24 protein-coding genes and 1 tRNA gene are annotated in these 24,222 nt (G+C 39.7%); 12 read left to right on the plus strand and 13 right to left on the minus strand.

Features of this window, described 5'->3' with window-relative positions:
• Nucleotides 1-374 precede the first annotated feature (374 nt).
• The 4 genes from nrdA to Xedl_RS00335 all read left to right on the plus strand — a co-directional run bounded on the left by nrdA (nucleotide 375) and on the right by Xedl_RS00335 (nucleotide 5,107).
• Complete coding sequence (gene nrdA / locus Xedl_RS00320; RefSeq protein WP_074022086.1) at nucleotides 375-2,666, plus strand: class 1a ribonucleoside-diphosphate reductase subunit alpha; 2,292 nt, start codon at nucleotides 375-377, stop codon at nucleotides 2,664-2,666.
• A gap of 12 nt (nucleotides 2,667-2,678) precedes the next feature.
• Nucleotides 2,679-3,809, plus strand: a complete 1,131-nt coding sequence (gene nrdB, locus Xedl_RS00325; RefSeq protein WP_074022087.1) for a class Ia ribonucleoside-diphosphate reductase subunit beta — start codon at nucleotides 2,679-2,681, stop codon at nucleotides 3,807-3,809.
• 1 nt (nucleotide 3,810) lies between these two features.
• Nucleotides 3,811-4,077 carry a class I ribonucleotide reductase maintenance protein YfaE gene (gene yfaE, locus Xedl_RS00330; RefSeq protein WP_074022088.1) on the plus strand — a complete coding sequence of 89 codons (267 nt, stop codon included), beginning with the start codon at nucleotides 3,811-3,813 and terminating at the stop codon, nucleotides 4,075-4,077.
• A 256-nt stretch (nucleotides 4,078-4,333) separates the two neighbouring features.
• Entirely contained in the window at nucleotides 4,334-5,107 is a 774-nt protein-coding gene (locus Xedl_RS00335) for an N-acetylmuramoyl-L-alanine amidase (RefSeq protein WP_074022089.1), read from the plus strand.
• A 132-nt stretch (nucleotides 5,108-5,239) separates the two neighbouring features.
• On the opposite strand, the gene Xedl_RS37605 is transcribed toward Xedl_RS00335, so the two are convergent.
• Complete coding sequence (locus Xedl_RS37605) at nucleotides 5,240-5,635, minus strand: DUF6693 family protein (RefSeq protein WP_422645883.1); 396 nt, start codon at nucleotides 5,633-5,635, stop codon at nucleotides 5,240-5,242.
• A gap of 586 nt (nucleotides 5,636-6,221) precedes the next feature.
• Here Xedl_RS37605 and Xedl_RS00345 point away from each other — a divergent pair.
• Nucleotides 6,222-6,656: a lysozyme gene (locus tag Xedl_RS00345; protein ID WP_074022091.1), complete on the plus strand. Its 435-nt coding sequence runs from the start codon at nucleotides 6,222-6,224 to the stop codon at nucleotides 6,654-6,656.
• Nucleotides 6,657-6,808: 152 nt separating this feature from the next.
• Here the strand turns inward: Xedl_RS00345 and Xedl_RS00350 are convergent, their stop codons facing one another.
• Nucleotides 6,809-7,204: a VOC family protein gene (locus Xedl_RS00350; protein ID WP_074022092.1), complete on the minus strand. Its 396-nt coding sequence runs from the start codon at nucleotides 7,202-7,204 to the stop codon at nucleotides 6,809-6,811.
• A 146-nt stretch (nucleotides 7,205-7,350) separates the two neighbouring features.
• Nucleotides 7,351-7,944 carry a lytic polysaccharide monooxygenase gene (locus Xedl_RS00355; RefSeq protein WP_074022093.1) on the minus strand — a complete coding sequence of 198 codons (594 nt, stop codon included), beginning with the start codon at nucleotides 7,942-7,944 and terminating at the stop codon, nucleotides 7,351-7,353.
• 991 nt (nucleotides 7,945-8,935) lie between these two features.
• Between Xedl_RS00355 and Xedl_RS39540 the strand changes: the two genes are divergently transcribed.
• Entirely contained in the window at nucleotides 8,936-9,124 is a 189-nt protein-coding gene (locus Xedl_RS39540) for a hypothetical protein (protein ID WP_479688306.1), read from the plus strand.
• Nucleotides 9,125-9,400: 276 nt separating this feature from the next.
• Here the strand turns inward: Xedl_RS39540 and Xedl_RS00365 are convergent.
• From Xedl_RS00365 to Xedl_RS00375, 3 genes are all read right to left on the minus strand, one after another.
• Nucleotides 9,401-9,477 (minus strand) — tRNA-Pro (locus Xedl_RS00365).
• 75 nt (nucleotides 9,478-9,552) lie between these two features.
• Nucleotides 9,553-11,292, minus strand: a complete 1,740-nt coding sequence (yejM, locus tag Xedl_RS00370; RefSeq protein WP_074022094.1) for an LPS biosynthesis-modulating metalloenzyme YejM — start codon at nucleotides 11,290-11,292, stop codon at nucleotides 9,553-9,555.
• Between the two features lie 29 nt (nucleotides 11,293-11,321).
• Nucleotides 11,322-11,549, minus strand: coding sequence for a YejL family protein (locus Xedl_RS00375; protein WP_074022095.1), 228 nt, complete (start codon nucleotides 11,547-11,549; stop codon nucleotides 11,322-11,324).
• 275 nt (nucleotides 11,550-11,824) lie between these two features.
• On the opposite strand from Xedl_RS00375, the gene yejK reads away from it, so the two are divergent.
• Entirely contained in the window at nucleotides 11,825-12,832 is a 1,008-nt protein-coding gene (gene yejK / locus Xedl_RS00380) for a nucleoid-associated protein YejK (protein ID WP_074022096.1), read from the plus strand.
• 98 nt (nucleotides 12,833-12,930) lie between these two features.
• Here yejK and rplY read toward each other — a convergent pair whose 3' ends face one another.
• Both rplY and radD read right to left on the minus strand, forming a co-directional pair.
• Nucleotides 12,931-13,212, minus strand: a complete 282-nt coding sequence (rplY, locus tag Xedl_RS00385) for a 50S ribosomal protein L25 (RefSeq protein ID WP_047679702.1) — start codon at nucleotides 13,210-13,212, stop codon at nucleotides 12,931-12,933.
• 178 nt (nucleotides 13,213-13,390) lie between these two features.
• A complete protein-coding gene (radD, locus tag Xedl_RS00390) occupies nucleotides 13,391-15,148 on the minus strand; it encodes a DNA repair helicase RadD (protein WP_074022309.1) in 1,758 nt (585 codons plus the stop codon).
• Between the two features lie 271 nt (nucleotides 15,149-15,419).
• Between radD and rsuA the strand changes: the two genes are divergently transcribed.
• The 3 genes from rsuA (at nucleotide 15,420) to Xedl_RS00405 (ending at nucleotide 18,365) form a co-directional block, all read left to right on the plus strand.
• Nucleotides 15,420-16,127 (plus strand): 16S rRNA pseudouridine(516) synthase RsuA, encoded by a 708-nt coding sequence (gene rsuA / locus Xedl_RS00395; protein ID WP_074022097.1) that lies wholly within the window; start codon nucleotides 15,420-15,422, stop codon nucleotides 16,125-16,127.
• Between the two features lie 33 nt (nucleotides 16,128-16,160).
• Nucleotides 16,161-17,351 (plus strand): Bcr/CflA family multidrug efflux MFS transporter, encoded by a 1,191-nt coding sequence (locus tag Xedl_RS00400; RefSeq protein WP_074022098.1) that lies wholly within the window; start codon nucleotides 16,161-16,163, stop codon nucleotides 17,349-17,351.
• Between the two features lie 669 nt (nucleotides 17,352-18,020).
• On the plus strand, nucleotides 18,021-18,365 hold the full coding sequence (locus Xedl_RS00405; RefSeq protein ID WP_074022099.1) for a YejG family protein: 345 nt from the start codon (nucleotides 18,021-18,023) through the stop codon (nucleotides 18,363-18,365).
• 92 nt (nucleotides 18,366-18,457) lie between these two features.
• Here the strand turns inward: Xedl_RS00405 and mepS are convergent, their stop codons facing one another.
• Together mepS and Xedl_RS00415 are read right to left on the minus strand one after the other, a co-directional pair.
• Entirely contained in the window at nucleotides 18,458-19,045 is a 588-nt protein-coding gene (gene mepS / locus Xedl_RS00410) for a bifunctional murein DD-endopeptidase/murein LD-carboxypeptidase (RefSeq protein WP_074022100.1), read from the minus strand.
• Between the two features lie 344 nt (nucleotides 19,046-19,389).
• Nucleotides 19,390-20,094 (minus strand): phosphatase PAP2 family protein, encoded by a 705-nt coding sequence (locus tag Xedl_RS00415; protein WP_074022101.1) that lies wholly within the window; start codon nucleotides 20,092-20,094, stop codon nucleotides 19,390-19,392.
• Nucleotides 20,095-20,558: 464 nt separating this feature from the next.
• Between Xedl_RS00415 and Xedl_RS00420 the strand changes: the two genes are divergently transcribed.
• Complete coding sequence (locus Xedl_RS00420) at nucleotides 20,559-20,885, plus strand: type 1 fimbrial protein (protein WP_244149646.1); 327 nt, start codon at nucleotides 20,559-20,561, stop codon at nucleotides 20,883-20,885.
• A gap of 279 nt (nucleotides 20,886-21,164) precedes the next feature.
• Nucleotides 21,165-21,476: a type 1 fimbrial protein gene (locus Xedl_RS00425; protein ID WP_074022102.1), complete on the plus strand. Its 312-nt coding sequence runs from the start codon at nucleotides 21,165-21,167 to the stop codon at nucleotides 21,474-21,476.
• 76 nt (nucleotides 21,477-21,552) lie between these two features.
• Here Xedl_RS00425 and yeiP read toward each other — a convergent pair whose 3' ends face one another.
• The 3 genes from yeiP to Xedl_RS00440 all read right to left on the minus strand — a co-directional run bounded on the left by yeiP (nucleotide 21,553) and on the right by Xedl_RS00440 (nucleotide 24,085).
• Entirely contained in the window at nucleotides 21,553-22,125 is a 573-nt protein-coding gene (gene yeiP / locus Xedl_RS00430) for an elongation factor P-like protein YeiP (RefSeq protein ID WP_074022103.1), read from the minus strand.
• Between the two features lie 130 nt (nucleotides 22,126-22,255).
• Complete coding sequence (gene mtr, locus Xedl_RS00435; RefSeq protein WP_074022104.1) at nucleotides 22,256-23,500, minus strand: tryptophan permease; 1,245 nt, start codon at nucleotides 23,498-23,500, stop codon at nucleotides 22,256-22,258.
• Nucleotides 23,501-23,665: 165 nt separating this feature from the next.
• The gene (locus Xedl_RS00440; RefSeq protein WP_074022105.1) at nucleotides 23,666-24,085 is read right to left on the minus strand and encodes a nucleotide triphosphate diphosphatase NUDT15; all 420 of its coding nucleotides are present in this window, start codon (nucleotides 24,083-24,085) and stop codon (nucleotides 23,666-23,668) included.
• Between the last annotated feature and the right edge of the window lie 137 nt (nucleotides 24,086-24,222).

Raw genomic sequence — 24,222 nt, forward strand, 5'->3', positions numbered from 1 at the left:
GGCAACTAGATATTATTTTTACGATTTTATTTTCCCTGTTTCGCCGATAGCCTTATGAAAGTAACATCAAGTAACTACGCAGGTTATCGGCTTTTTGCCAAAATTAATCCTCAAGTTATCCACAAAACTTCTCGATCTTGTGCACTTGATAAAACCCGAAAATAACATTATCTTGTTATTACCGTTTTAATTACCCCCTATATATTGTGTTTCTTGTCACCTTGTAGTAGCAGCTTGTAATAAGCAGTAGCGAAACAGTAATAAATTGTAGCTAAGCCCCGACTGGCTCCTCAGCCATCTTGGGGGCATCGTGCTGTCAAGAGGTCAAGGAACAATATAGGTGGGATACGAAAAGAGAGAAGGTGTATTTCCCCATGAACCAGAGTCTGCTAGTTACCAAACGTGATGGACATAAAGAACAAATTGATCTTGATAAAATTCACCGGGTTGTTACCTGGGCTGCTGAAGGTCTGAAAAATGTCTCAGTGTCACAAGTAGAACTGCGTTCCCAGATTCAATTTTACGATGGCATCAAAACATCGGATATCCATGAAACCATGATCAAAGCTGCGGCTGACCTGATCTCCGGTGATGCGCCTGATTATCAGTATCTGGCAGCGCGTCTGGCGATTTTCCACCTGCGTAAAAAAGCCTATGGTCAGTTTGAGCCACCTGCACTGTATGACCATATCGTAAAAATGGTTGACCTGGGTAAATACGATAAACATTTGCTGGAAGACTATTCCAAAGAAGAATTCGAGCAAATGGATAGTTTTATTGATCATTTGCGTGATATGAATTTCTCTTATGCAGCGGTCAAGCAGTTGGAAGGGAAATATTTAGTACAAAACCGTGTGACTGGCGAAATTTATGAGAGTGCCCAATTCCTCTACATGCTGGTTGCCGCGTGCCTGTTTTCCACTTATCCAAAAGAAACGCGTTTGGACTATATCCGTCGTTTCTATGATGCAGTGTCTACCTTTAAAATTTCGCTGCCAACGCCAATCATGGCAGGGGTTCGCACACCAACCCGTCAATTCAGTTCCTGTGTCCTGATTGAGTGTGGTGACAGCCTGGATTCTATCAATGCGACATCCAGCGCAATTGTTAAATATGTTTCCCAGCGTGCTGGCATCGGTATAAACGCGGGTCGTATTCGCGCATTGGGTAGTCCAATCCGGGGTGGTGAAGCTTTCCACACGGGCTGTATCCCATTCTATAAACATTTTCAGACTGCGGTGAAATCTTGTTCTCAAGGTGGCGTTCGTGGCGGTGCAGCAACACTGTTCTATCCGCTGTGGCATCTGGAAGTTGAAAGCCTGCTGGTATTGAAAAACAACCGTGGTGTTGAAGGTAACCGTGTTCGCCATATGGACTATGGTGTACAAGTTAACAAACTGATGTATGAGCGCCTGATTAAAGGGGAAGACATTTCTCTGTTCAGCCCGTCTGATGTGCCAGGATTGTACGATGCATTCTTTGAGGATCAGGAGGAGTTTGAGCGCCTGTACACTCAGTACGAAAATGACAGTAATATCCGCAAAAATAGCATTAAAGCGGTTGAATTGTTCTCTTTGATGATGCAAGAGCGTGCTTCAACAGGCCGTATTTATATTCAGAACGTTGACCATTGCAATACTCACAGCCCGTTTAATCCAGCTATTGCACCTGTGCGTCAATCTAACCTGTGCCTGGAAATTGCACTACCAACGAAGCCGTTGGACAATATTAACGATGAAAACGGCGAAATTGCGCTGTGTACACTATCTGCTTTCAACCTGGGCGCCATCGAAAATCTGAATGAATTGGAAGAGTTGTCGGAGCTGGCAGTTCGTGCGCTGGATTCCTTGCTGGATTATCAAGATTATCCTATCGTCGCCGCAAAACAAGGCTCAATGGGGCGTCGAACTCTGGGTATTGGCGTCATTAACTTCGCTTATTATCTGGCGAAACACGGTGTACGTTACTCTGATGGCAGCGCTAACAACCTGACTCACAAAACATTTGAAGCTATTCAGTATTACCTGTTAAGAGCTTCAAACGCACTGGCAAAAGAGAAAGGTGCTTGTCCGTGGTTTAGTGAAACCACTTATTCACAAGGTATTTTGCCGATTGATACTTACAAAAAGACACTGGATACCCTGACCAGTGAGCCTTTGCACATGGATTGGGAAGCACTGCGTCGTGACATTCAACAATATGGCCTGCGTAACTCAACATTGTCTGCATTGATGCCATCAGAGACTTCTTCGCAGATCTCTAATGCGACCAATGGTATTGAACCACCACGTGGTTATATCAGTGTAAAAGCATCCAAAGACGGCATCCTGCGTCAGGTTGTGCCCGATTACGAGCTTCTGAAAGGCGCTTACGAGCTGCTGTGGCAAATGCCGAGCAACGATGGCTACCTACAGTTAGTGGGGATTATGCAGAAATTCATCGACCAGTCGATTTCTGCCAATACTAACTATGATCCGGCGCGTTTCCCTAATGGCAAAGTTCCGATGAACCAATTGCTGAAAGATTTATTGCTCGCTTACAAATATGGCGTGAAAACATTGTATTACCACAACACCCGTGATGGGGCAGAAGACGTTCAGGGTGATCTGGAAGAAGTTGTTGAGTCAGCAGATTCCGATTGTGAAGGCGGCGCGTGTAAGATTTAATTTGAGGAAACTATGTCCTATACCACTTTTTCACAAGTAAAAAATGATCAGTTACAAGAACCGATGTTTTTCGGTCAATCTGTTAACGTAGCGCGTTTTGATCAGCAAAAATATCCTATTTTTGAAAAGTTGATTGAAAAACAACTCTCTTTCTTCTGGCGTCCGGAAGAAGTAGATGTTGCCCGTGATCGCATTGACTATAACGCACTGCCGGATCATGAAAAGCATATTTTTATTAGCAATCTAAAATACCAGACGCTATTGGATTCCATTCAGGGGCGTAGCCCCAATGTGGCTTTTCTGCCATTGATTTCCATTCCGGAATTGGAAACATGGATTGAAACGTGGTCGTTTTCAGAAACAATTCACTCGCGTTCTTACACACATATAATTCGTAATATCGTGAATGATCCTTCTATCGTATTTGATGATATTGTGGAGAACGAACAGATTTTAAAACGCGCTAAAGACATTTCCGCGTATTATGATGATCTGATCGAAATGACCAACTATTATCATCTGTTCGGTGAAGGAACACATGATGTTGCAGGTAAAACGATTACCGTTAATCTGCGTGAATTGAAAAAGCAACTTTATTTGTGCTTGATGAGCGTTAACGCCCTGGAAGCTATCCGTTTCTATGTCAGTTTTGCATGTTCATTTGCTTTTGCTGAACGTGAATTGATGGAAGGTAACGCCAAAATTATCAAACTAATTGCCCGTGATGAAGCACTGCATCTAACGGGAACGCAGCACATGTTGAACCTGTTGCGCTCTGGTCAGGATGATCCTGAAATGGCGGAAATTGCCAAAGAGTGTGAACAAGAGTGCTACGATCTGTTTGTACAGGCAGCCGAGCAGGAAAAAGAGTGGGCTGATTATTTGTTTAAAGATGGCTCCATGATCGGACTGAATAAAGATATTCTGTGCCAGTATGTTGAATATATCACCAATATTCGTATGCAGGCAGTTGGCTTGAAGTTACCATTTGAAACCCGTTCTAACCCGATCCCATGGATCAATTCATGGCTGGTTTCTGATAATGTTCAAGTGGCTCCACAGGAAGTTGAAGTCAGCTCTTACTTGGTTGGTCAGATTGATTCGGAAGTCAATACTGAGGATCTCAGTGGTTTCGAACTCTGATATGGCTGATTACAAAGTCACCCTGCCGTCACGGCAGGGGTTATCTATCCATTATTCTTCAGGTTTGCACGACAATTTATTGCAAGCACTGGAACACGGCAAAGTTCAGCTTGAATACCAATGTCGGCAGGGGTACTGCGGTTCTTGTCGTGTTCGTCTGGTCAAAGGGAAGGTTGGTTATCCTTGCAAGCCATTGGCATTTGTTAATGAAGGGGAAATTTTACCCTGTAGCTGTTATCCATTGACGGATATTGAAATTGAGCTTTAATTTCCCTTAAATTAGCCAGTCTTATTACTGCCGCGACAAATTTCGGATTATTCTTGCTTGTGGACATATCGTTCATCACGGTGATATGTCCATATTCTTGCCATTTCTCCACCTGCTTCTATCGCGATGTTCTAAAAAATAGATAAACAAAACCTTTATTGCTGTGTTCGTTCCTTTTATGCTGTTGATAACAACGGATTAGAGGTAATTTGAGACTTACCGTTTTATCCAGCAAAATAAATAAAGGAGAACAATGATGTATAAAATTGATTATAATTCATATCGTTCGAGCAAAAGTTTTAACAGACGTTCCCGCTTTTTAGTTATGCACTATACTGCATTGAACTTTGAGAAATCTATTCAAGCCTTGACTGGGGAGTTCGTCAGTGCCCATTACCTGGTTCCAACTCCAGATGATCCGACTTATCAAGCGGCTGGATTTGATAAAGTTCGCATATTCAATTTAGTCGATGAACTTGAAAGAGCCTGGCATGCAGGAATAAGTTTTTGGGATGGGCGAGAAGGATTGAATGATACATCCATAGGTATTGAGATTGTGAACGAAGCCAGTGATGATCATGGCGTTTTCACTTTCCCTCCTTATCACCCTGATCAAATTGCTGCTCTCAAAGAATTAGCCATCAATATATTACAACGTTACCCAGATATTGAACCGACTCATGTTGTAGGGCATTCAGATATTGCATGGCAAAGAAAAACTGATCCAGGTCCCTCTTTTCCGTGGAAAGAATTATATGATGCAGGAGTTGGTGCATGGTATGACGAAGAAACTAAGCAGAAATATATTGAACAATTCGGGCATCGACTACCTGATACCGCCGAGATTTTAAAAAAATTTAAGCGTTATGGTTATGACATCACAGGTACAGAAAAAGAAGAAAATTTTCAATCCTTAATTAAAGCATTTCAAATGCATTTCCGCCAATCATATTATGATGGAATACCTGATATAGAAACCATCGCCATTTTATATGCTTTGGTTGAAAAATACTTTGATAATAAATCCTAATTTCGGATGAAATATATTTCATAGATGTCAAATTGCAGTTTGTTAATTTAGCTGCAATTTTTTAAATTTTAAACGAAAAAATGATCACAGACATAAGAGGATTATGCCTGTGATTATCTATTCTGCTAGTTTTTATGCAGAGACCACTCGTGTATGATTAATGCAATGCGCTATGATTTTGTAAAGATAGACAAAATATAAAAGACCAAATGTAATAAAAGAGAGAATAGCCCAAATCACAACATACCCAATTATTTGGACAAAACTGATCTCACAATTTAATTTGCCGATAATTTGTCCACTATCTCGGTCTATAACATGCGTTTTGCTAATAATAAAACGAGTCATATAGTAGGGAAACATAAAGGCACCTAGCCCTAATGTAAATAAAATAATCAGAAACCAGATGACGAGATGTAAAATAATCTCAAATATCCCTAATTCTGATTTTAACTTCAGACTACGAAAGTCCGTTGAGTTCATAGTGTTCTCCTGATGTTTAAATAAATAGTGAAAATTAGTCAGCATAGAAATTTTATGAATTCTATACCTTCATTTTGATTTTTGCAGGTTGTTGCCTTGTCGCAGTATTACGCCTTGAAATCTATTAGGGATCTGAGACAAATTTTTGGGACAGAAGTTCAATGAATAGCGTGTAGATAATGAAATAGGTAAGAAAGCATTTACCCTAAGGCTGTAGTAACGATAAAAAGCCAGATTTTTTGAACTGGCTTATTATACTTTAGCAATTCTTACATAAAACGAGTTGCTGATAACCGGATAACAACGCAGTGTACATTTGAGAGGAAAGATTTTACAGATTTCATGATGATTTCCTTTGAGGGTTATAAATTGTGATTTACTTCACGAAAATCTAAATTCTAAGGAGGATTTTATGCGCAAAAGCAAAAGAGTCAAGATTTTTATTCAATTATTTTTTTAAAAATTAAAAAAAATTTGCAAATTATAATAATTTATTGAAATTTAACGCATTATTTTTTATTTTGATTTTTGTCGAGGTTTTACCACCTACTGTAAATGGGGTTTTGTTGATTGATTTTTTTTCATCTACACTTGATCTGTATTGGTCCGCAATTTGGTAAGGGAAAAATGAATGGAAATCAGTGAAAGTGGTATTAATAAACTCAAAAGTTATGAAGGCTTGAAATTGAAAGCATACCCAGATCCCGCTACTGGAGCAGCACCGTGGACAATTGGGTATGGCCATACAAAAGGAGTAAAACCTGGACAAGTGATAACTGTGCAACAGGCTGAGGAATTTTTACATCAAGATCTTATCCCTATTTATGCAGCCATTCAGCGGTTAGTTAAGATACCACTGACACCAGGACAATTTGATGCCTTATGCTCGTTTATTTTCAATTTAGGGATCGATAATTTTGCTCATTCAACATTGTTGAAAAAATTGAATACAGGTGATTACCAGGGCGCAGCAAAAGAGTTTGTGAAATGGGATCGTGCTGATGGGAGAGAGTTAGCAGATTTGCGCCTGCGAAGGGAATCTGAGCAGAAAACATTCTTATCATGACATGATCAAATAAACATTATGGCAGTTTTTTAGGCTATCAGAAATAACAAGTAGAAATCTAATCAGATTATCACTGACAGCCTAATTAAATAAATGATCAATGTGATAAGGAAATAATCCTTTGAATAAACCATTAACCGTAAAATAAATAACTAAATCTCTGATGTACCATGTTGTAATACAATACGATAACCATCGATATCTTCGAAAGTTTTTCCGCCCTTATCCCAATAAGGATTATAAGAAGGAACGAGAATAAACCCAGCATTTTGCATTGATTGTGCTTGTTCTTGCCATTCAAGCTTATCTTCAATATAAAACACTAATAAATTATCTTTAGTTGGAGCCTTACCAACATGTGTATTGTGATGATGAGTAAATTCAAGGTGCCAGGAATGGTTGGGATGCCCCAGCATAATACCATCAAAACCATCGTGATCTATGAATTCACCTAGTATGATAAAATTTAAGCCATTGCAATACATTTCTGCAATTTTAATAAGATTATCTGTTGGTCTGGCAATTCTAAGAATAGTTGATTTTTTCATATTTTTCTATGTGTAGAATTGTGTTAGGTGAATAGATTTTATCTGAAAGGCATTTCAATTTTTTAGAAAAAAGTGCTGCCAAGTGATCAGCACTTTTTGTACTCAGATAATATTTATAAATACGATGTTAGTATAATTAAAAAATATTATTTAATATCAACATCAATAACTTGATAGAAAGCATTAGCGGTATCAGCAATTGTCCACACACCGAGAATAACATGGTAGCCTGAACGATCGGGAATATCACAGTTCAGAGAGACAGTTTGGCCTGGCCTTTTTCCATTATCAAAACGCTCACAGAAGGGAGTTAGATCAAATTGGGCGCGTGTGAGAGATTTGTTTGGATCCCAGCCAGGTTTAGTAATATAGAATTGCCATGAAGTGGTGCTATGGCGGGCTGTTATTGTCCAATTAAATTTGTTGATTCCTTTATTGATAGTAACATGATGCCAGCGGTCTAGACTTTGTTCATTCAGTTGTTTGAACTGACCAACACCAGCACTGGCGAGTTGTCCGTCTGGTGGTCCCCCTTGTGGGAAGCCTTTGGGACCTTCAATCGATTGTGGTTCGTACGTGACAGACCCGCAGTTTTTATTAATGCCTTTTTGGCATAAAAGTGCCCTGCTTGGCGGTGTGTCGATATATCCATGATTTGAATCTGGTTCAGCGATACTGGAGAATGGGATAGTACCAAACGCTGTCAATCCCGCCAAAAGTAGAGATTTTTTAATATTCATAATGAATTTCCTATTTTTTCCTTACTTGACTATAAAATAAGTGAATTTATTTTCTAATTATTATATTGATGGTTAATGAAATTTAAATTTCTTATAATGGAAATGCACGGAAATATTTATAACAAAATTAGATAATTATAAAAACTTAATTTATGATAGGCGTATGCCAGAAAGATATTATTGAGAGGTATAGTTGACGCAATTATGGATGGTAGGAAAAATTCTATTTTAGAAAACTTTTAATAATAAAAATCCCTCCCTGAATACAGGGAGGGGAAGAGCGAAATAAGAAGCAAATGAGGGTGTACTAAACAAGTAGGATTTTGAGTACACATAAACAAGGTAGTCCCAAATTGAGTAATATGCAACAAACCAAACTTAAACAAAGAGTAAGAACAATACACTAACAGTCTCAAAATCAACATAGGATTAGATATATGATCCAAGTAGGTGAAGATAAATATTGGATAAAATCGATACTTGTTCAGCAGTTACAAAAGATAGGCATAAAAAAGGTGATATTGTTATGGCTCATGTTGCTATGCGATCTGTTGGGTCATGTATTCAATCCGTTGATCTGCTTTAAAGATAGTATTCTCTTTCAATAAAAGTCCCAATAACTTTGTTTACACCGCGTTGTGCCATTTATGCAGCCTGTTTCAGTTCTTTAATTCGAATACCCGTGACTTCCTTGCATCTCTCTTACAGTTCAAAAAGTCCATTCAATGCCGTCCATGTATTACATATTCCTGCTGGAGCTTTTCTTTGTTGACCTCTTTGGTCGCATACTCGGTGGAAATCACGCAGAACCGCATCAATACTCTTAGGAGCCACATGATGAACCTCCTCGTCGGCATCAATCGCTGTCTCTTCCGTAGGAATACAGAACGCCTGAATTGCATGCGATGGACATAGCCTTGTTCGTTGTTTTAGCGGGGTTGAGATACCGCTGTGCAAAAATAAATTACCGCTGATTTGGGTGGATTACAAAGTGCTACCGGATGTCTCCATCAAAATCATGACGTATCATCGTGAGCACTCAAACGCACCTACATTCGCCAGAAATATACAGAGGGTTACGCTGACGGTGACCCGATTGATATTCCTGTCGGTCTATCTCTGTCCGTGTCCAGATGCCGGCGGATTCGGTGTGGAATGTGAGGCAGGGGGAGGCTTCTGATGGTGAAGCGGTTGAGCGGGTGGAGTAAGAGTGGGATGGAAAATGATAGAAAAATTTTACAGATGAACATTCATCGTAATTTTAGAATTCAGAGAATAAAGAGCAAATAGGCAAGGTAATGACCAGTGCAAATACAATTAAAATATGATTATTTTTAGCTCAATAAATCAGTGACTTTTGAAGAAGGTTCTACACCCATTTTACACCAGTTTTACCCCAAGCAAATTCGACGCATAAAAAAACCAACCACAAGTGGTTGGTTTTTCTAGGGAAATTTGGTCGGCATGATAGGATTTGAACCTACGACCCCCGACACCCCATGACGGTGCGCTACCAGGCTGCGCTACATGCCGATGACTTTACCTATACTACCGTTTTTTATTTGCAAAGCAAGCCCCTAATTTAGTGAGTGCCTGATTTTTAAACGATTAGTTTGCTAAAAATCGTTTTACTTCCGTTAATATCTGTAATAATTGGGCAAGGTTTGGTTTGGCATCCTGAATTTCATTACCCTCTAAATCATACAGATGATACTCCCCATCCTTGGAAAGATAGACCGTATTTTGAGGCATCGTAACAATTAAGGAACCATTATCACCCGTGATAAGCCATGGATTTTCTCTTTGGGCGTTAAAGAGATCTTCGCCTTGGGAATAATCTTCTGGAGAATTAGTCACGTGCAATAAACGGTGCATTAAGGTTGTCATGATATCTTGATGATTAGTCAATTTATCGATAGTTTGTGCCGGAGTGCCTGGCCACTGAATTATCAGGGGAACATGAAGTTGTTCACGATTGAATTTGTCACCTGTAAACCATTTTCCCTTGTTAGCTGTTGTTTCTTTGCTCTGTTTAGCTGTAATCACAATGATCGTTTTATTTAAGACACCTTTAGTTTTCAGGACTTCTAAAACATGACTGATTTCAGTATCCAGCGCTTTCTTATCAAATTTACCGGATGAAGGTACGAAACCATTAATATCCAGCAATGAGAACCATGGTGTGGAACCATTTCGTAGATCTAACCATTGGCTCCATTGTGTCACTGTTACATTATCATTTTGCCTTTTAGCTTCTGGCAATGAATAATCGGTCAATATGGCCTGGCGATAAAGTGGTGTCTGGAATCCATCTGAAGAAAAGAGGCCGAATTGATACCCTTGATGTGTCAGGGCATCTATAAGTGCTGAGGATTTTCTGGCGTTAAGAATACCATCCAGATAACCCGATGATATGCCATAGAATAAACCAAACAATGCAGTATCATCGTGAATGCCGGTACTGAAATGTTGCGTAAACTGGAGATTGTTCTGCGCAAAACGTTCCAAAGTTGGCATATCGTGAGTAATATCTTGATGATTCAGCTCATCCACGACAAGCAGAAGTAAGTTATAACCGCGGCCTGTATCCTGATAAGATAAATTATTCAGTGGATAATTGACGCTCAAGGCTGTGGGATTGCCTTGTTGGTTAATGCGGCGTTGAAATTCTTGTTGATCCAATAAGCCATGTTTTTCAAGGAATTTGCGGGCGGTCATTGGATAAGAAATCGGCAAGTTTGAGCGCTGCATGGTAATCGGACGGTAGAAATTGGCATCAGCCCATATATATATAAGGTGCGAAGCGATAAAAGCAGTAATAAATACTGTTGCCAGTGGTTTACCAAATCGTTGGCGGTTTAGGCTGCGTAATTTTTGCCAGCTCCATGTGCCAAAAAGCATCTGTATTAGGAAAATCACCGGAATACAGATGAACATCAGTTGCCATTCCCTTGCTAACTCGCCTTGTTCTGGATTGGTGACTAAATCCCAAACCAATGGGGTTAAATGCAGGTGGAAGCGAACATAGATGGATGAATCGAATATCAGTAGTGTCAAACCTGCCGTTGCCAATGTGGCCGAAAGAAACCGCATTAGCCGCTGGGACATAACGATAAATGTCAGCGGAAATAAAATAAGTAAATAGATGGCGAAGACAATGAAACTAAAATGGCCGAGCCAACTGATCAGCGCGTAGATGCGACCAAACAGTGAACCCGGCCAGTCAGATGCAAATAGATAGCGACTGCCCAGCACAAGACTGAACATAATGTTGAACAGTGCGAACCAGTGTCCCCAACTGATCATCTGAGAAACTTTTTCGCGGTAATGCTGACAGCTAGTCACCATATTTCTTTACGTCAACGTGTTAATGAAGATTAATGCGCTTTATCTTCGTTGATTGAAGATTGCAACGCGTGTGCAAACGAGTCTGCAATATGTTTGCGTTGTGCAGGAGCAATACTCGTATTGATCAAATTTGTTACCATATTACCTAAAACCATCAAGGTCAGGTCAGTTGGAGTATGGTCTTTTTCGAAAACATTTACTAATTCAGTTAATAAATGTTCAACTTTTTCATCGCTATAGCGAGATGACTGTGGCATAAATCAAATATCCTGAATGTACAAAGCCCCATATCTTACCGTATAGAGGGGGGATTTTCTGCTTTTTTTATGACAAATTAACTCTCTGTTGCCGGGGTTGTTGCCAATATTGAATATATTGCATCATTTTATTCTTTGATATGTAGGATGTTGGCAATTCAATAACGAGTATTTCGTCAATTGGGTTTTTAGTTGCGGCAGAAAGATAACGATGTTTGAATACGCCGCTAACCGCACGCCTCTATATGGCCAAAGCTGCAAAAGGAGTATAAATAATGAGTCTGGATATTACCCAGATCGCGTTACATCGGTTGATTAAACGTGATGAACAGACGTTGGAAGTGATTTTGCGTGATGCTTTGCTGGATACCAACCAAGTGGTTGAAGAGATGATGGCAGAGTTACATCGTGTATATAGTGCGAAAAGTAAAGCTTACGGTTTGTTTAATGAAGAAAGTGAGCTGGCGGGATCACTGCGTCATTTACGTAAAGGAGATGACGGTTTTCTTGGTTTTAGCCGGGCTGCAACGGTTCGCTTAAAAGATGAGTTAGCAAAGTATCCGTTTGCAGAAGGGGGAACGGTATTGTTTTGTCAATATCGCTATCTTGCCGTGGAATATTTACTGATTGCTGTGCTCAATAGTTGTAACAGTACGTCCGTCAATGATGAACTCGATGTAAATACGACACAATATCTTGATATTCCTCATGCTGATATTATTGCAAGAATCGATCTCACTGAATGGGAAACCAATCCTGAATCCAGTCGTTACCTGACTTTCTTAAAAGGGCGAGTAGGGCGTAAGGTTTCGGACTTTTTTATGGATTTTCTGGCCGCCAGTGAAGGCATGAATGCCAAAGTTCAAAACAAAGGGTTGTTGCAGGCTTTGGATGATTATTGCGAGTCGGCACAGTTGGATAAAAATGAACGCCAGGCTTATCGTCAACAAGTTTATGGTTACTGTAATGAACAGTTACAGACGGGCGAGGAAATTAAGTTACAAGAGCTATCCCAAGAGTTACCCTCGTTGGAGGGGCAAAGTTTTCAACAATTTTCGCAGGATAAGGGCTATAAATTGGAAGAGAGTTTTCCGGCCGATCGCGGAACATTGCGCCAGTTGAAGAAATTGGCGGGCAGTGGTGGAGGATTAACCATCAATTTTGATGCCATGCTGATGGGAGAACGAATTTTTTGGGATCCTGTAACGGATACATTGACGATTAAGGGTACGCCCCCGAATCTACGCGATCAATTGCAACGTCATGGTAGTGGCAATCGCTAATATTGTTCACCGTGAAGAGACTAAGTTGTAAAAATAAATAACGCCGCAATTGCGGCGTTATTTACTCGGCGTCCCGATAAAAGCTCGAATGTGGCTAATTAAGCACGCAGGAAATCGATGTGCGTCAGTTTAGGTTTAAACGGATGACGCTGTACTGCCTGCACTTTAACTTTAGTTTCTTTACCATCAACAACCAGAGTCAGAACTTCGTAAAATTCTGGCTTGCTTTCGTGGTTGATAACTGCATCGTGATCCAGTTCGATAGAAACTGGCTCTTGGTTACCACCGTAGATGATTGCTGGAAACTTGTTAGCTCTACGCAGGCGGCGGCTCGCACCTTTGCCCTGCTCTTTACGTACTTCTGCATTAATAGTTAACATTATTTTTTCTCTGTAAAAGAAGAAAATAAATCCTGCTACAGGCGACCCAGCAGCAGGTTCGATACTTGGCTTAACATGAGTTATTACGTTAAGCGGGCGGCATTCTAGCGAAAAACCAATATGACAGCAAATATAAATATGTTTTCCGGTTGGTTAGTGGATAGTCTAATCGACATATTTAGTACAAATCGTCAGCCCGTCTAAATCGTCCTTGATAGTCAAAAACCTTTTCTCTGATTTGCCAAAATTGCCCTTTTTTACGCGCAACAACAAAGTCAGGATGGCGCAATAAAGGAAGTTGATTTGCTATGTCTGACGCTGTTCTCCAGCGGAAAATGACTCCGGGTGCACGTTGGTGTTGACGAAGAAATTGCAGTTCAAATACTTTCTTTTGGGCTGGAGTAGATAAACGGAACAGCTCAGATACGGTCGCACCCTCTTCGTCGTAATAGGTGATTTTTAGCCATTCTCCTTTATTGTCGTGACCTGGTGTCAGTTGCATGCCACCACAACGTAGTACCAGTGCATCTTTTAGTCTTAAGGCTGCTTTCAGCATATCATCGGGGTCGACGAGCACTTCTTCACAGCGATGGCAGCGTCGGGCTGCGATATCATTTTCCGCGCCACAATGGGGGCATGATTTAAAACGAAAACGAAAATCACATTGTTGGCGTTTCCCATTTTCGTTTTCTTCCCAACCTTGGCAGCGTCGCCCAAAATGCTCAATGATGTCTCCATCTGTTGTGCATATACCCCAGAAAGTATTGGCGAATTGGCAAATGGGGCAAAATACCTGAACGGGCTGGCTCTGTGAGTTGGGTTTGCTATTACCTACTTCAGGAGTGTAAAGATCGTGAGGATTGCCGGCATAGTCCAAAATCAGGCAATCTTTTTTATCAGGAAATAAACGTAAGCCGCGCCCGACGATCTGCTGATAAAGGCTGACAGATTCTGTTGGGCGCAATATGGCGATTAAATCAACATGGGGGGCATCGAATCCGGTTGTGAGTACGGCAACATTGACCATGTAGCGGAGTTGTTGTTCCTTGAATGCCGTAATTAAGCGATCTCGTTCAGATGGTGGGGTATCTGCACTGACTAGCGCGGCTTGCCCTGCGGGCAGCAATTGGACGATTTCTTTGGCATGTTCGACTGTCGCGGCGAAAATCATCACTCCTTTTCGAGCTTGTGCATATTCAACGATCTGTCTAATGATATGAGGAGTGATACGCTTTTGGCGTTTGATCTCCCGATTCAATTCTGCTTCATTGAATATTCCTTGTTGGCTGGTTCGTACCTGACTAAAATCATATTGCATTACAGGTATGTCCAATCTTTCTGGAGAAACCAGAAAATGATGTTTAATCATATAACGCAATGGAAGTTCATAAATACAATCGCGAAAAAAACTGCGTTCATCACCACGGATCATGCCATGATAATGATATTGATATATCCAGCCAGCACCAAGGCGATAAGGTGTTGCGGTTAAACCCAAAATGCGGAGTTGGGGATTGTTTTTTCGAAGTTGCTGGATGATTTGTTGATATTGACTGTTTTCGTTATCGCTAATGCGGTGACATTCATCGATAATTAGCAGTGAAAAATGGTGATTAAAGCAATCCAGATTGCGGGCAATAGACTGAATGCTGCCAAAAACCACTTTTCCTGCGCTTTGTTTTTGATTTAACCCGGCGGAAAAAATGTCTGCGTCCAATCCATAAGCACCATATTTGCTGTGGTTCTGCGCAACAAGTTCTTTGACATGTGCCAGTACCAAAACACGGCCATGAGCCAGCTTTGCCAATTCAGCGATGACAAGGCTTTTACCTGCCCCTGTTGGCAACACAATAACGGCGGGATCGCTGTGCTGGCGAAAATAGCGAATGGTTGCGTCTACCGCTTCTTGTTGATAAGAACGTAAAGTAAAAGCCATTTTTATGTTACTGTCACAAATATCAGGTAAAAGATAATTGCTGTAGAGAATAACATTTTTCATTGAAGCCTGCCGTCGAGAGATAATTCGTCATTATTTTTCTAGGATCAGATGGGCTATAACGTGTCGCTTATTATTGTTATAGTTGCTGGTGTGATGATTTTTTTGTGAATTATCTGTTTAATCTTGTATTCCAATAGTGGCCTTGAAGTTGTTGGTAATATCAAGGACATGTTTTTATGTGTTTATTTTTTGTCAGGTACATCTATTCATGCGATTGGATAAATTTTTATCACAACAATTAGGTATTAGCCGCAACGATGTGGGGCGCGAGTTGCGGGCAGGGCTAGTTACTGTCGACGATGAGATCATCAAAACAGGAGCCTATAAATTGAAGGCCGATCAGCAAATTGCCTATGATGGCACGATATTACAACAACTCAATGGCCCACGTTATTTTATGCTGAATAAACCTCAGGGGTATGTGTGTTCGACAGATGATCCGTCAAACCCGACAATTTTGTATTTTATTGATGAGCCTGTTGCTCATAAATTACATTCAGCGGGGCGTTTGGATATTGACACTACAGGGTTGGTTTTGTTGACTGATGATGGTCAATGGTCACACCGTATTACGTCCCCCAAACATCACTGCGAAAAAACTTATCTTGTGACATTGGAATACCCGGTTTCTGAGGATAGCGAGCAAAAATTTCTGGCAGGGGTGCAGTTAAATGGGGAAAAAGCACTGACAAAACCCGCACAACTGGAAATTATCGAATCTCAACTTGTTCGTTTGACTATCAGCGAAGGACGCTATCATCAAGTAAAACGGATGTTTGCCGCAGTAGGGAATCATGTTGTGGCGCTTCATCGGGAGCGAATCGGTGAAATCTACCTCGATCCTGCACTGGAGCCAGGAGAATATCGGGCACTGACTGATAATGAAATCAATAGCATACAAATCCCAACGCCCTAATTTTTATCCTTCAATTGATTCAGGAGTAACTGCGTGCAACAACAGCGTTCGTCCTATTTGGGATTAGTGTTGATCCTTGGTTTGCTTTCTATGTTAATGCCATTGGCAATTGATATGTATTTGCCAAGTATGCCAACAATTGCTGAAAGTTTTGGTGTCAGTGATGGTTTAGTACAAATGACACTAAGTAGCTATATTTTAGGCTTTGCTATTGGGCAAATGATTTATGGGCCAATGTCAGATAGCTTAGGACGCAAACCAGTCATTTTGGCAGGTGTCATTGTTTTTGCTATCTCTTCTGCTGCCTGTGCTTTAGCTCAAGATATTGATACCTTTATTTCCATGCGCTTCTTACATGGGTTTTCTGCTGCGGCAGCCGGTGTTGTCATCAACGCTTTGATGCGTGATAGATTCACAAAAGAAGAATTTTCCCGCAGTATGTCTTTTGTGACATTGGTGATGATCATTGCACCGTTATTAGCTCCCATGTTGGGTGGGATATTGATGGTATGGTTTAACTGGCATGCTATTTTTTGGTCGATTGCGCTGGTTGCAGTCATTACTGTTGCCCTGGTGGCTCTCTTCATAGAAGAGACATTGCCTAAAGAGAAAAGGCAAAAATTTCATTTAAAAACGACTGTAAGACAGTTCGTCATGCTGTTCCGGCAACGCCAAGTGCTATGTTATATCTTAGCTAGTGGTTTCTCCTTTGCTGGCATGTTCTCTTTTCTCAGTGTTGGTGCATTTGTTTACATCAAACTGAACGGTGTACCTGCACAGCATTTTGGTTACTATTTTGGGCTGAATATTATTTTTCTGTTCATCATGGCAACTATCAACAGCCAGTGTGTGCGCAAATATGGCCCATTGAAAATGTTGCATATTGGACTGTTCGTTCAATTTGTCATGGGACTATGGTTACTGTTTAGTACCTTATTTGATCTGGGATTTATTTCTCTGGTCATCGGGGTTGCCATTTATATCAGCGGAATTTCCATGATTACGTCGAATACGATGGCCGTTGTGTTGGATGATTATCCTCATATGGCCGGAACCGTTTCTTCAATGGCAGGAACCATCCGTTTTAGTATTGCTGCATCAGTGGGCGCTATTTTGTCTTTATTGCCAGAAGAAAGTGCCTGGCCGATGGTGGGATCAATGACATTATGTGTGACATTCGCAGTGATGCTGATTATCTATGCACGCAGTAAGTCGTATAAATAATCAGCATCATAAATAGCTATGTCCTAAGCGTAATCAAGCTCAGGTGTAAAGTGTTTTTAGAGGTCATCTGCCAGTATGGGATGGCCTTTTGTTTATTATCGGAGATTATTTTTTTCCGGCATCGAATGACAGGATATATTTATTTAAACGTTTTTCCTAAAGTGCCCTGAATCTCTCTTTAAAGAGGTGACTGATTAACCTGATAAACAGGAAATATCGAGCAATCATCAAACAAATGTAGGAAGTTGTTAACCTTATCATATCCAGCAAGCATTGCTATGTTGCTTTTTTGTTAACTTTTTATGGTGATTTTATCACTACAGAAGATTATAGGGCTACCATTATTTAACCTGTTGTAAATAAAAAGATTATGCTTTTATTGGTACACAATAACGCCTGAAAGAAACGAATATGTAAATAAATCTTGAACTAAAGGTTGCTGTTTTGCATAAAAATAAGTTGAATTTTTTACCTAAACAGTATAAATATATATAAAATGCGAGCCAGGTCGCACTTTTTTTGAAGTAGGAAATGAAGTAAGTGCGGTCTGGTGATTTTTATTTTAACCTTTTATTTACTTTTTTGTTGGGTGGTTATTCGGTTTTGACGAATCGATAATCTACAACGGGTGGTGAGATGTATTAATGTTGTTTCTGATAGGAATGATACGTGAATAATATCCAACTTTCGGTAGTACACAGACTGCCGCAAAGTTATCGGTGGTCAACCGGCTTCGTTGGTACGAAAGTAGAGATTTTACCAGCAGAAGAAACAGATCCAGGAAATAGCCTGATGGGGCTTAAATTACTAAGCCATGAAGGCGAAGAAGCACGGGAAATTTTGTATGTTATAAATCAGTCCATCGCTGATATGCAGATACCGAGTGCTGTGATTGAGTGGGAAGGAGAACCATGTTTGTTTTTTGCTAAGGAAGATGAGAGTGCAGTGATATGTCGTTTAAAGACGTTAGGTGCTGCAATTGCAGAAAATATAACTGCGCTATATCCATTATGATTTTACCCATTGATAAAAAACGCTTCTTAAATGGAAGCGTTTTTTAATGTCTGCAAGGGGAAATCTCAGTAATAAATCACGTTAGGTGCCAGTTAAGTCGGGTATTTTATGTTATCTGATAATACTCGTCTTGCACCATAGTAGCGTTTACTCCAGTAAGTATCGGTCAATTTGGAAACGATGACGCCATTACTGCTTGAGGCATGGACAAATTGATTATTGCCGATGTAGATACCGATATGGCGCCTGTGAGCCCCAGTTTTAAACAGTACCAAGTCACCAGCCTGCAATTTAGAGCGACTAACAGTTTGTCCTATATTCTGTTGTTCTGATGTGGAACGTGGTAACTCCATACCAAATTGATCATGAAAAGTGCGTTGCACAAAAGCAGAGCAATCAATGCCACGTTTAGTGTTTCCACCAAGCCGATAGGCTACACCTTTCCAGTCTGCGTATTGATTGAGTATCTTAGACTTAATGTCTAGTTTGCTGACCAGATTTTCAAATTCATCCTGAGATGCTTGCAGTAAATAATGCTTTCCAGTGTTTACTGCATGCGTCTCAGTTTGTTTATTGCGTAGGTTAGAATCTGGTGAACTACATGCAGTCAGTGCGACTGCCGCTATAATTGCGGGTATCAGCCGCAAGATGTATCTCAGTGTTGGTTTCGATTTAACCATTTATTGATTTTCCCTTGCAGTCCTTAACGTGGCTTATCACCATCATGAAAACACTAAATGTTCTATAGCCTAGTCAGAATATGGTGTATTAACAAATTTTATGTCAATAAAGTGTGCGAAATAACACATTTTATTACTATCTTTACAAAACATATTATTTTAATAAACAGAACGCAGGAAAGATTACTGAAATCATTAGTAAAAAGCGAGAGACAAAAAGAGTTCTTTACAAAAAATTAGATTATGAACTAATAGGTTAGAATGAAATGTTGTTATTTTATACGACTTTAATAAATACGAGGTAATATTGAGGAGATAATCGGTATCTCCTCAATATTATGAGGTTAATTATCGCGTCTAATATGCGGCAATTTCTTGTCTAGCCATGTTGCCATAATGTCACTTAATGGGGTTAGTAACACCCAGCTCATGCCGATCAGTGTTAAAGATAAAGAGCCTACAGCAATGTCTGTAAACCAGTGAGCACCTGCCATAATACGGGGAAGAGCAAAAGCGACCATAATCAGCAGAGCAATGCAGAATGCACCACGGGAGATATAACGCAAAATGAAACTACTGAAAATTAAGAGCATTAAACCGTGATCACCAGGGAAACTGTCTTTAGACGCATCTTTTGTATGCCAATTTGTCATTTCGTTTATACGATTAACATTTTCAAATGTCAGCGTTGGACTTGGGCGGCTAACGGGGATTTGATGGCCTATTTGATTAATGATAACGGCGGAAATAAGCATGACTAAACCCATCATGAAAAGCCGGCGTTTGCCGGTGTAATCCTGTTTACGAAATGCGCTGTAATAAAGCAGGCCCATGCATAGAAGTGATATAACATCGAATGCCCTGACATTCGCGATAGCTACAAATAGGGCAAATTTCGAACCTGACAGTAATTTTTCATTAAAAAAATAGAAAATGGCGGAATCAATATGGAACCAAAAGCCGTGATTCTCAGGCAAGTACCAAGAGAGGAACAGGGCGATACCAAGGATATTAAGAATAAATATAGCGAGTGGGTGACTGCGAGTCATGAGATACCTATTTAACACGTAAAATGGAGTTTGGCAGACCAATTAACTAGGAAAGGGACTATAACAAAATTTATGAGAAAGCGTAATCACCATCAGATACTGTGGTTAACGTGTGATTATATCAATATGTTTGTATAGTTCACCGCTAACCTTTGTTGTTGTTAAATATGTAATTAGTTTTATGATATCGAAAAAATAGCTAAATCCCCACGACAGTACCGATAATATATATTTGATGCAATGTCAATATCTGACTATGGTTAAATAACCATCAATTGATTTTATCATATCCTAATTTATTAGAATATTATATCGAATTGTCGTTCAAATTAATCAACAGTATAAAGAAAAAGTTTCATTTGACGTTATATCGTTATATAGCAGAGCGTTACACCATTATCTGGTTTTCACATTAGCGCGAGCTAAAGTTGAAAAAAGATAATAACACTTGTAGTGGAGGTTGAATGCTTATGTTACGAAAAATGACGACTTTTTTGTTCATGTCTTTGTCTTATTATCCTGTAATGGCGAATTCTCCATCAACTTCCAGTTCTGGAACTTTTTATTTCCACGGTACTATTGTTGAGTCCCCGTGCCAACTGAGCTGGGATAAAGAGCATACTGAAATGATCTGCTGGTATAATGGTAAGCAATTGATCAAAAAGAAAATATTAGAACATCGAAAGGATAAAAAATTTCCATTGTCGATTGAAAAACATATTGGAACAGAAGAAATAAAGTGGGTGGGAAAAAATAAAGAATTAGGTATTGTTACTGTAACTTATCATTAAATGTTACATAAAAGTATAATAATCATTTCATTTGGCTAAATAATATAATATAAAATCAATAAACTTAACTGTGATTTAGTTCGAATAATGATTATTAATGTTTTTTTAATTAATCAATAAAAAAAAGTGTGTCTATTTTTTAATTGAAAAATCACTTTTGATATTTATCAATAAAAGTTCTCAATGTCGTATTTTTTTTACATGAAATAGTTATTATGGAGATGAAGGAATAAAAGGTAGCTGAGTTTTAGTTAATGGATAAACGAAAGTGAGGTGACCATGAAAAATTATCTTAAGCTGTTAATGAGTTGTTTATTGGTTTCATGGCTTTCTTATGGATATGCCGAATCTAAAGGAGGAGTCATTCGGTTTTCAGGTGCGATTGTTGATCCAGGATGTCAAGTTGTTATATCAAACACTCAAGCCAATATCTCTTGCTATCGATTAGGTAAAAATCTCACTGTCAAACAAATCATTTCAACTCACAAAACGAAAGGCGACGTCATGCTTCCTGGTAACATAGGTGTTTCCAGAGTGAAGTGGACTGATAATCAGAAACGTGTGGCAATTGTTAATGTCGATTACTTCTAGCTTCACAGATAATGAGTTGCCCTTTGCATCGAACGTTATTTTCGTCAAAGAGCAACTCATATTTAAGGATCAGGAATTAGTCACAACGTCCCATATAGCGACGTTCTGCAATATGGATGCGGATTTTTTCACCAGAATTTAAATATTCAGGGACTTGGATAGTCAACCCTGTACCCATTTTAGCCGGTTTAGTACGGGCACTCGCTGATGCGCCCTTAATACCTGGTGATGTTTCTTCAATAACCATATCAACAGTTTGAGGCAATTCAAGAGCTAACAATTGTCCATCCATTGTCAGGATTTGCATTCCTGGTAAACCTTCTTCGGGAATAAATAACAGTTCTTCTTCGATTTGATCTTTTTTGAAGTGATAAGGAGTGAAATCTTCGTCATCCATAAAGATATATTCATCACCATCAATATAGGAAAAACTGACACTACGGCGGGTCAATGTGATGGTTTCAAGAATGTCATCACCTTTGAAACGTTCTTCCACTTTCTGACCAGTACGAATATCCGTAAAACGCATCTTATATAGCGTGCTGGCACCACGTGCGCTGGGGGATTGAATATCGATGTCTTTAACTAATAATAGTTTTCCATTGTAGCTGATTGCAGCGCCGCGTTTAATTTCATTGGCTCTAGCCATAGATACCTTCCATAAAAACAAGGAAATAGTGGAATGAATATTTAAGTGGCGACAAAATTACTCGCAGTTGGCCTATTAGGCAAGAAGTGAATGAATGCCCCAGTAAAAATACTGGGGCGAAAGGAAAGCATTAACGATAAACTGGCAATAAATCAAACAGAGAGAGAACGTGTGCTAATGCATTTATCAAACCGAATAGGATAACAAAGATAATCAAAAAATTACCGCCCGGAGCCCGATAGCTGGCTGTTGGATAGCGTTTACGACTCTCTCTGGCCATTAAAGCAGGAACAATAACTGCCCAAATGGTTGCTGCCAGGCCAGCAAAGCCGATTGCATATAAGAAACCGTTTGGAAAAATTAGAGCTAATGCAGTCGGAGGAACGAAGGTAATCAGTGCCGTTTTAAAACGACCATTGCGATGATCGCCGAATTTAAAGCAATCTGCCAGATAGTCAAATAATCCTAATGACACACCCAGAAATGAACTCGCTAAGGCCATATATGAGAAAAGATTTAAGAATTGAGTTATTGTCGTATTATCAGAAGTATTATCCATTTGTTGCAATAAGTTACCAATATTACCGCCATCAGCAATGATTTGCTTGAAGGCTTCACGTGGAATGTTTCCTTGAATGACGTACTGCCATAAAATGTAAATCGCTAACGTTATCAATGTGCCGTATAGTAAGCTCTTTGTGACGGCTTTACTGTCTTTATGGTAATACTTAACCAGTCCCGGAACATTACCGTGATAGCCAAATGAGGCCAGTAAATAAGGCAATGAAATTAAAGCATAGGGTAAATAGTCTGAATTGGTATTGGCTTGATCAAATAAGATGGCTGGCCTAACTTCGGTAAACATACCACCGACAGACATAATAAAGGTAATGACCATGCCACCTATCAAGATAGTACTTAAACGATCTACTGCTTTAGTCGATAACCAAACAATAAAGGCAACGATAAAGGCGAAACATAAACCAGATATTGGTTGGGGTAATGGAATAATATTCTCGATATTGTGAGAAAGAATTGAGCTACCTGCTGAAACATAAGCATAAGTTAAGATATACAGAACGAAGGCGATGGATAAGTCATTGAGGGAGCTCCAGCCTCTGCCCAGCAAATCCTTGGTAACAGTATGGAAACTGGAACCAGCAGGGTAATTCATATTGGCTTCCAGAATCATCAGGCCAGAGAAATACATACATGTACAGGTATACAGCAGCAAAATGATTGACCCTGTAAACCAGACACCTGATGTGACAATCGGAATAGAAAACATACCCGCGCCGACAGCAGTTCCGGCAATGATCATAGCGCCACCAAATATAGAGGGGCGTTTCAAATTTTGCGTTACCTCAATGGTCATATAGACTCCTGATGAATGGTGTTACCTTGTACTAGCGCAACGATACATAAATAAATTATATGTGTAAACAAATAATTAAGAAAAATAATTAAATGATGTTTATCGCATTTTGCATACAAAAGTAGGGCAGGTTATCTGGAAAAACCTGCCTGTAGGAGTCTGATATCAATTTTCGCAATAGAATTGCGCTTTTTGCCATAATCTGATGGCATTACGGCTGGCCTCAAAATGAGGTTCGGGAAGATGGTCAGGATCACACCACACTAATTGTTCACATTTATCGGGTTCCATTAATTTCGGTTCACCTCCGGCATACTGTGCCAGCAAACAGACCGAAACAGTGTGCTTTCCTTCTTCGCGATAGGTTTCGAGATTATTGCAAATACCATAAACTTTGGGGTTGTGGATTGTTAGATCAATCTCTTCTTTAATTTCACGAATAGCGCATTCTTCAAAGGATTCGCCGGGATCTACATGACCACCGAAGATTGACCAGTATGGTGCATGCTGGCTGGTACGTTTTCCCAGTAGAATTTCGCCCTTATCATTGATGATAATGACACCCACTCCGACAACGACTGACACTGATATATTCCTCCGGCTAGTATCTACTTACCTTGGTTCAGATTGATTTTAGTCATCTAATAAGAAATTATTCCGTTGCATATTCTTACTGTTAGATTGTATTAACACAATGATCAAACAAGCGGTAATTTTAACTG

It is taken from the genome of Xenorhabdus eapokensis (assembly GCF_001908105.1).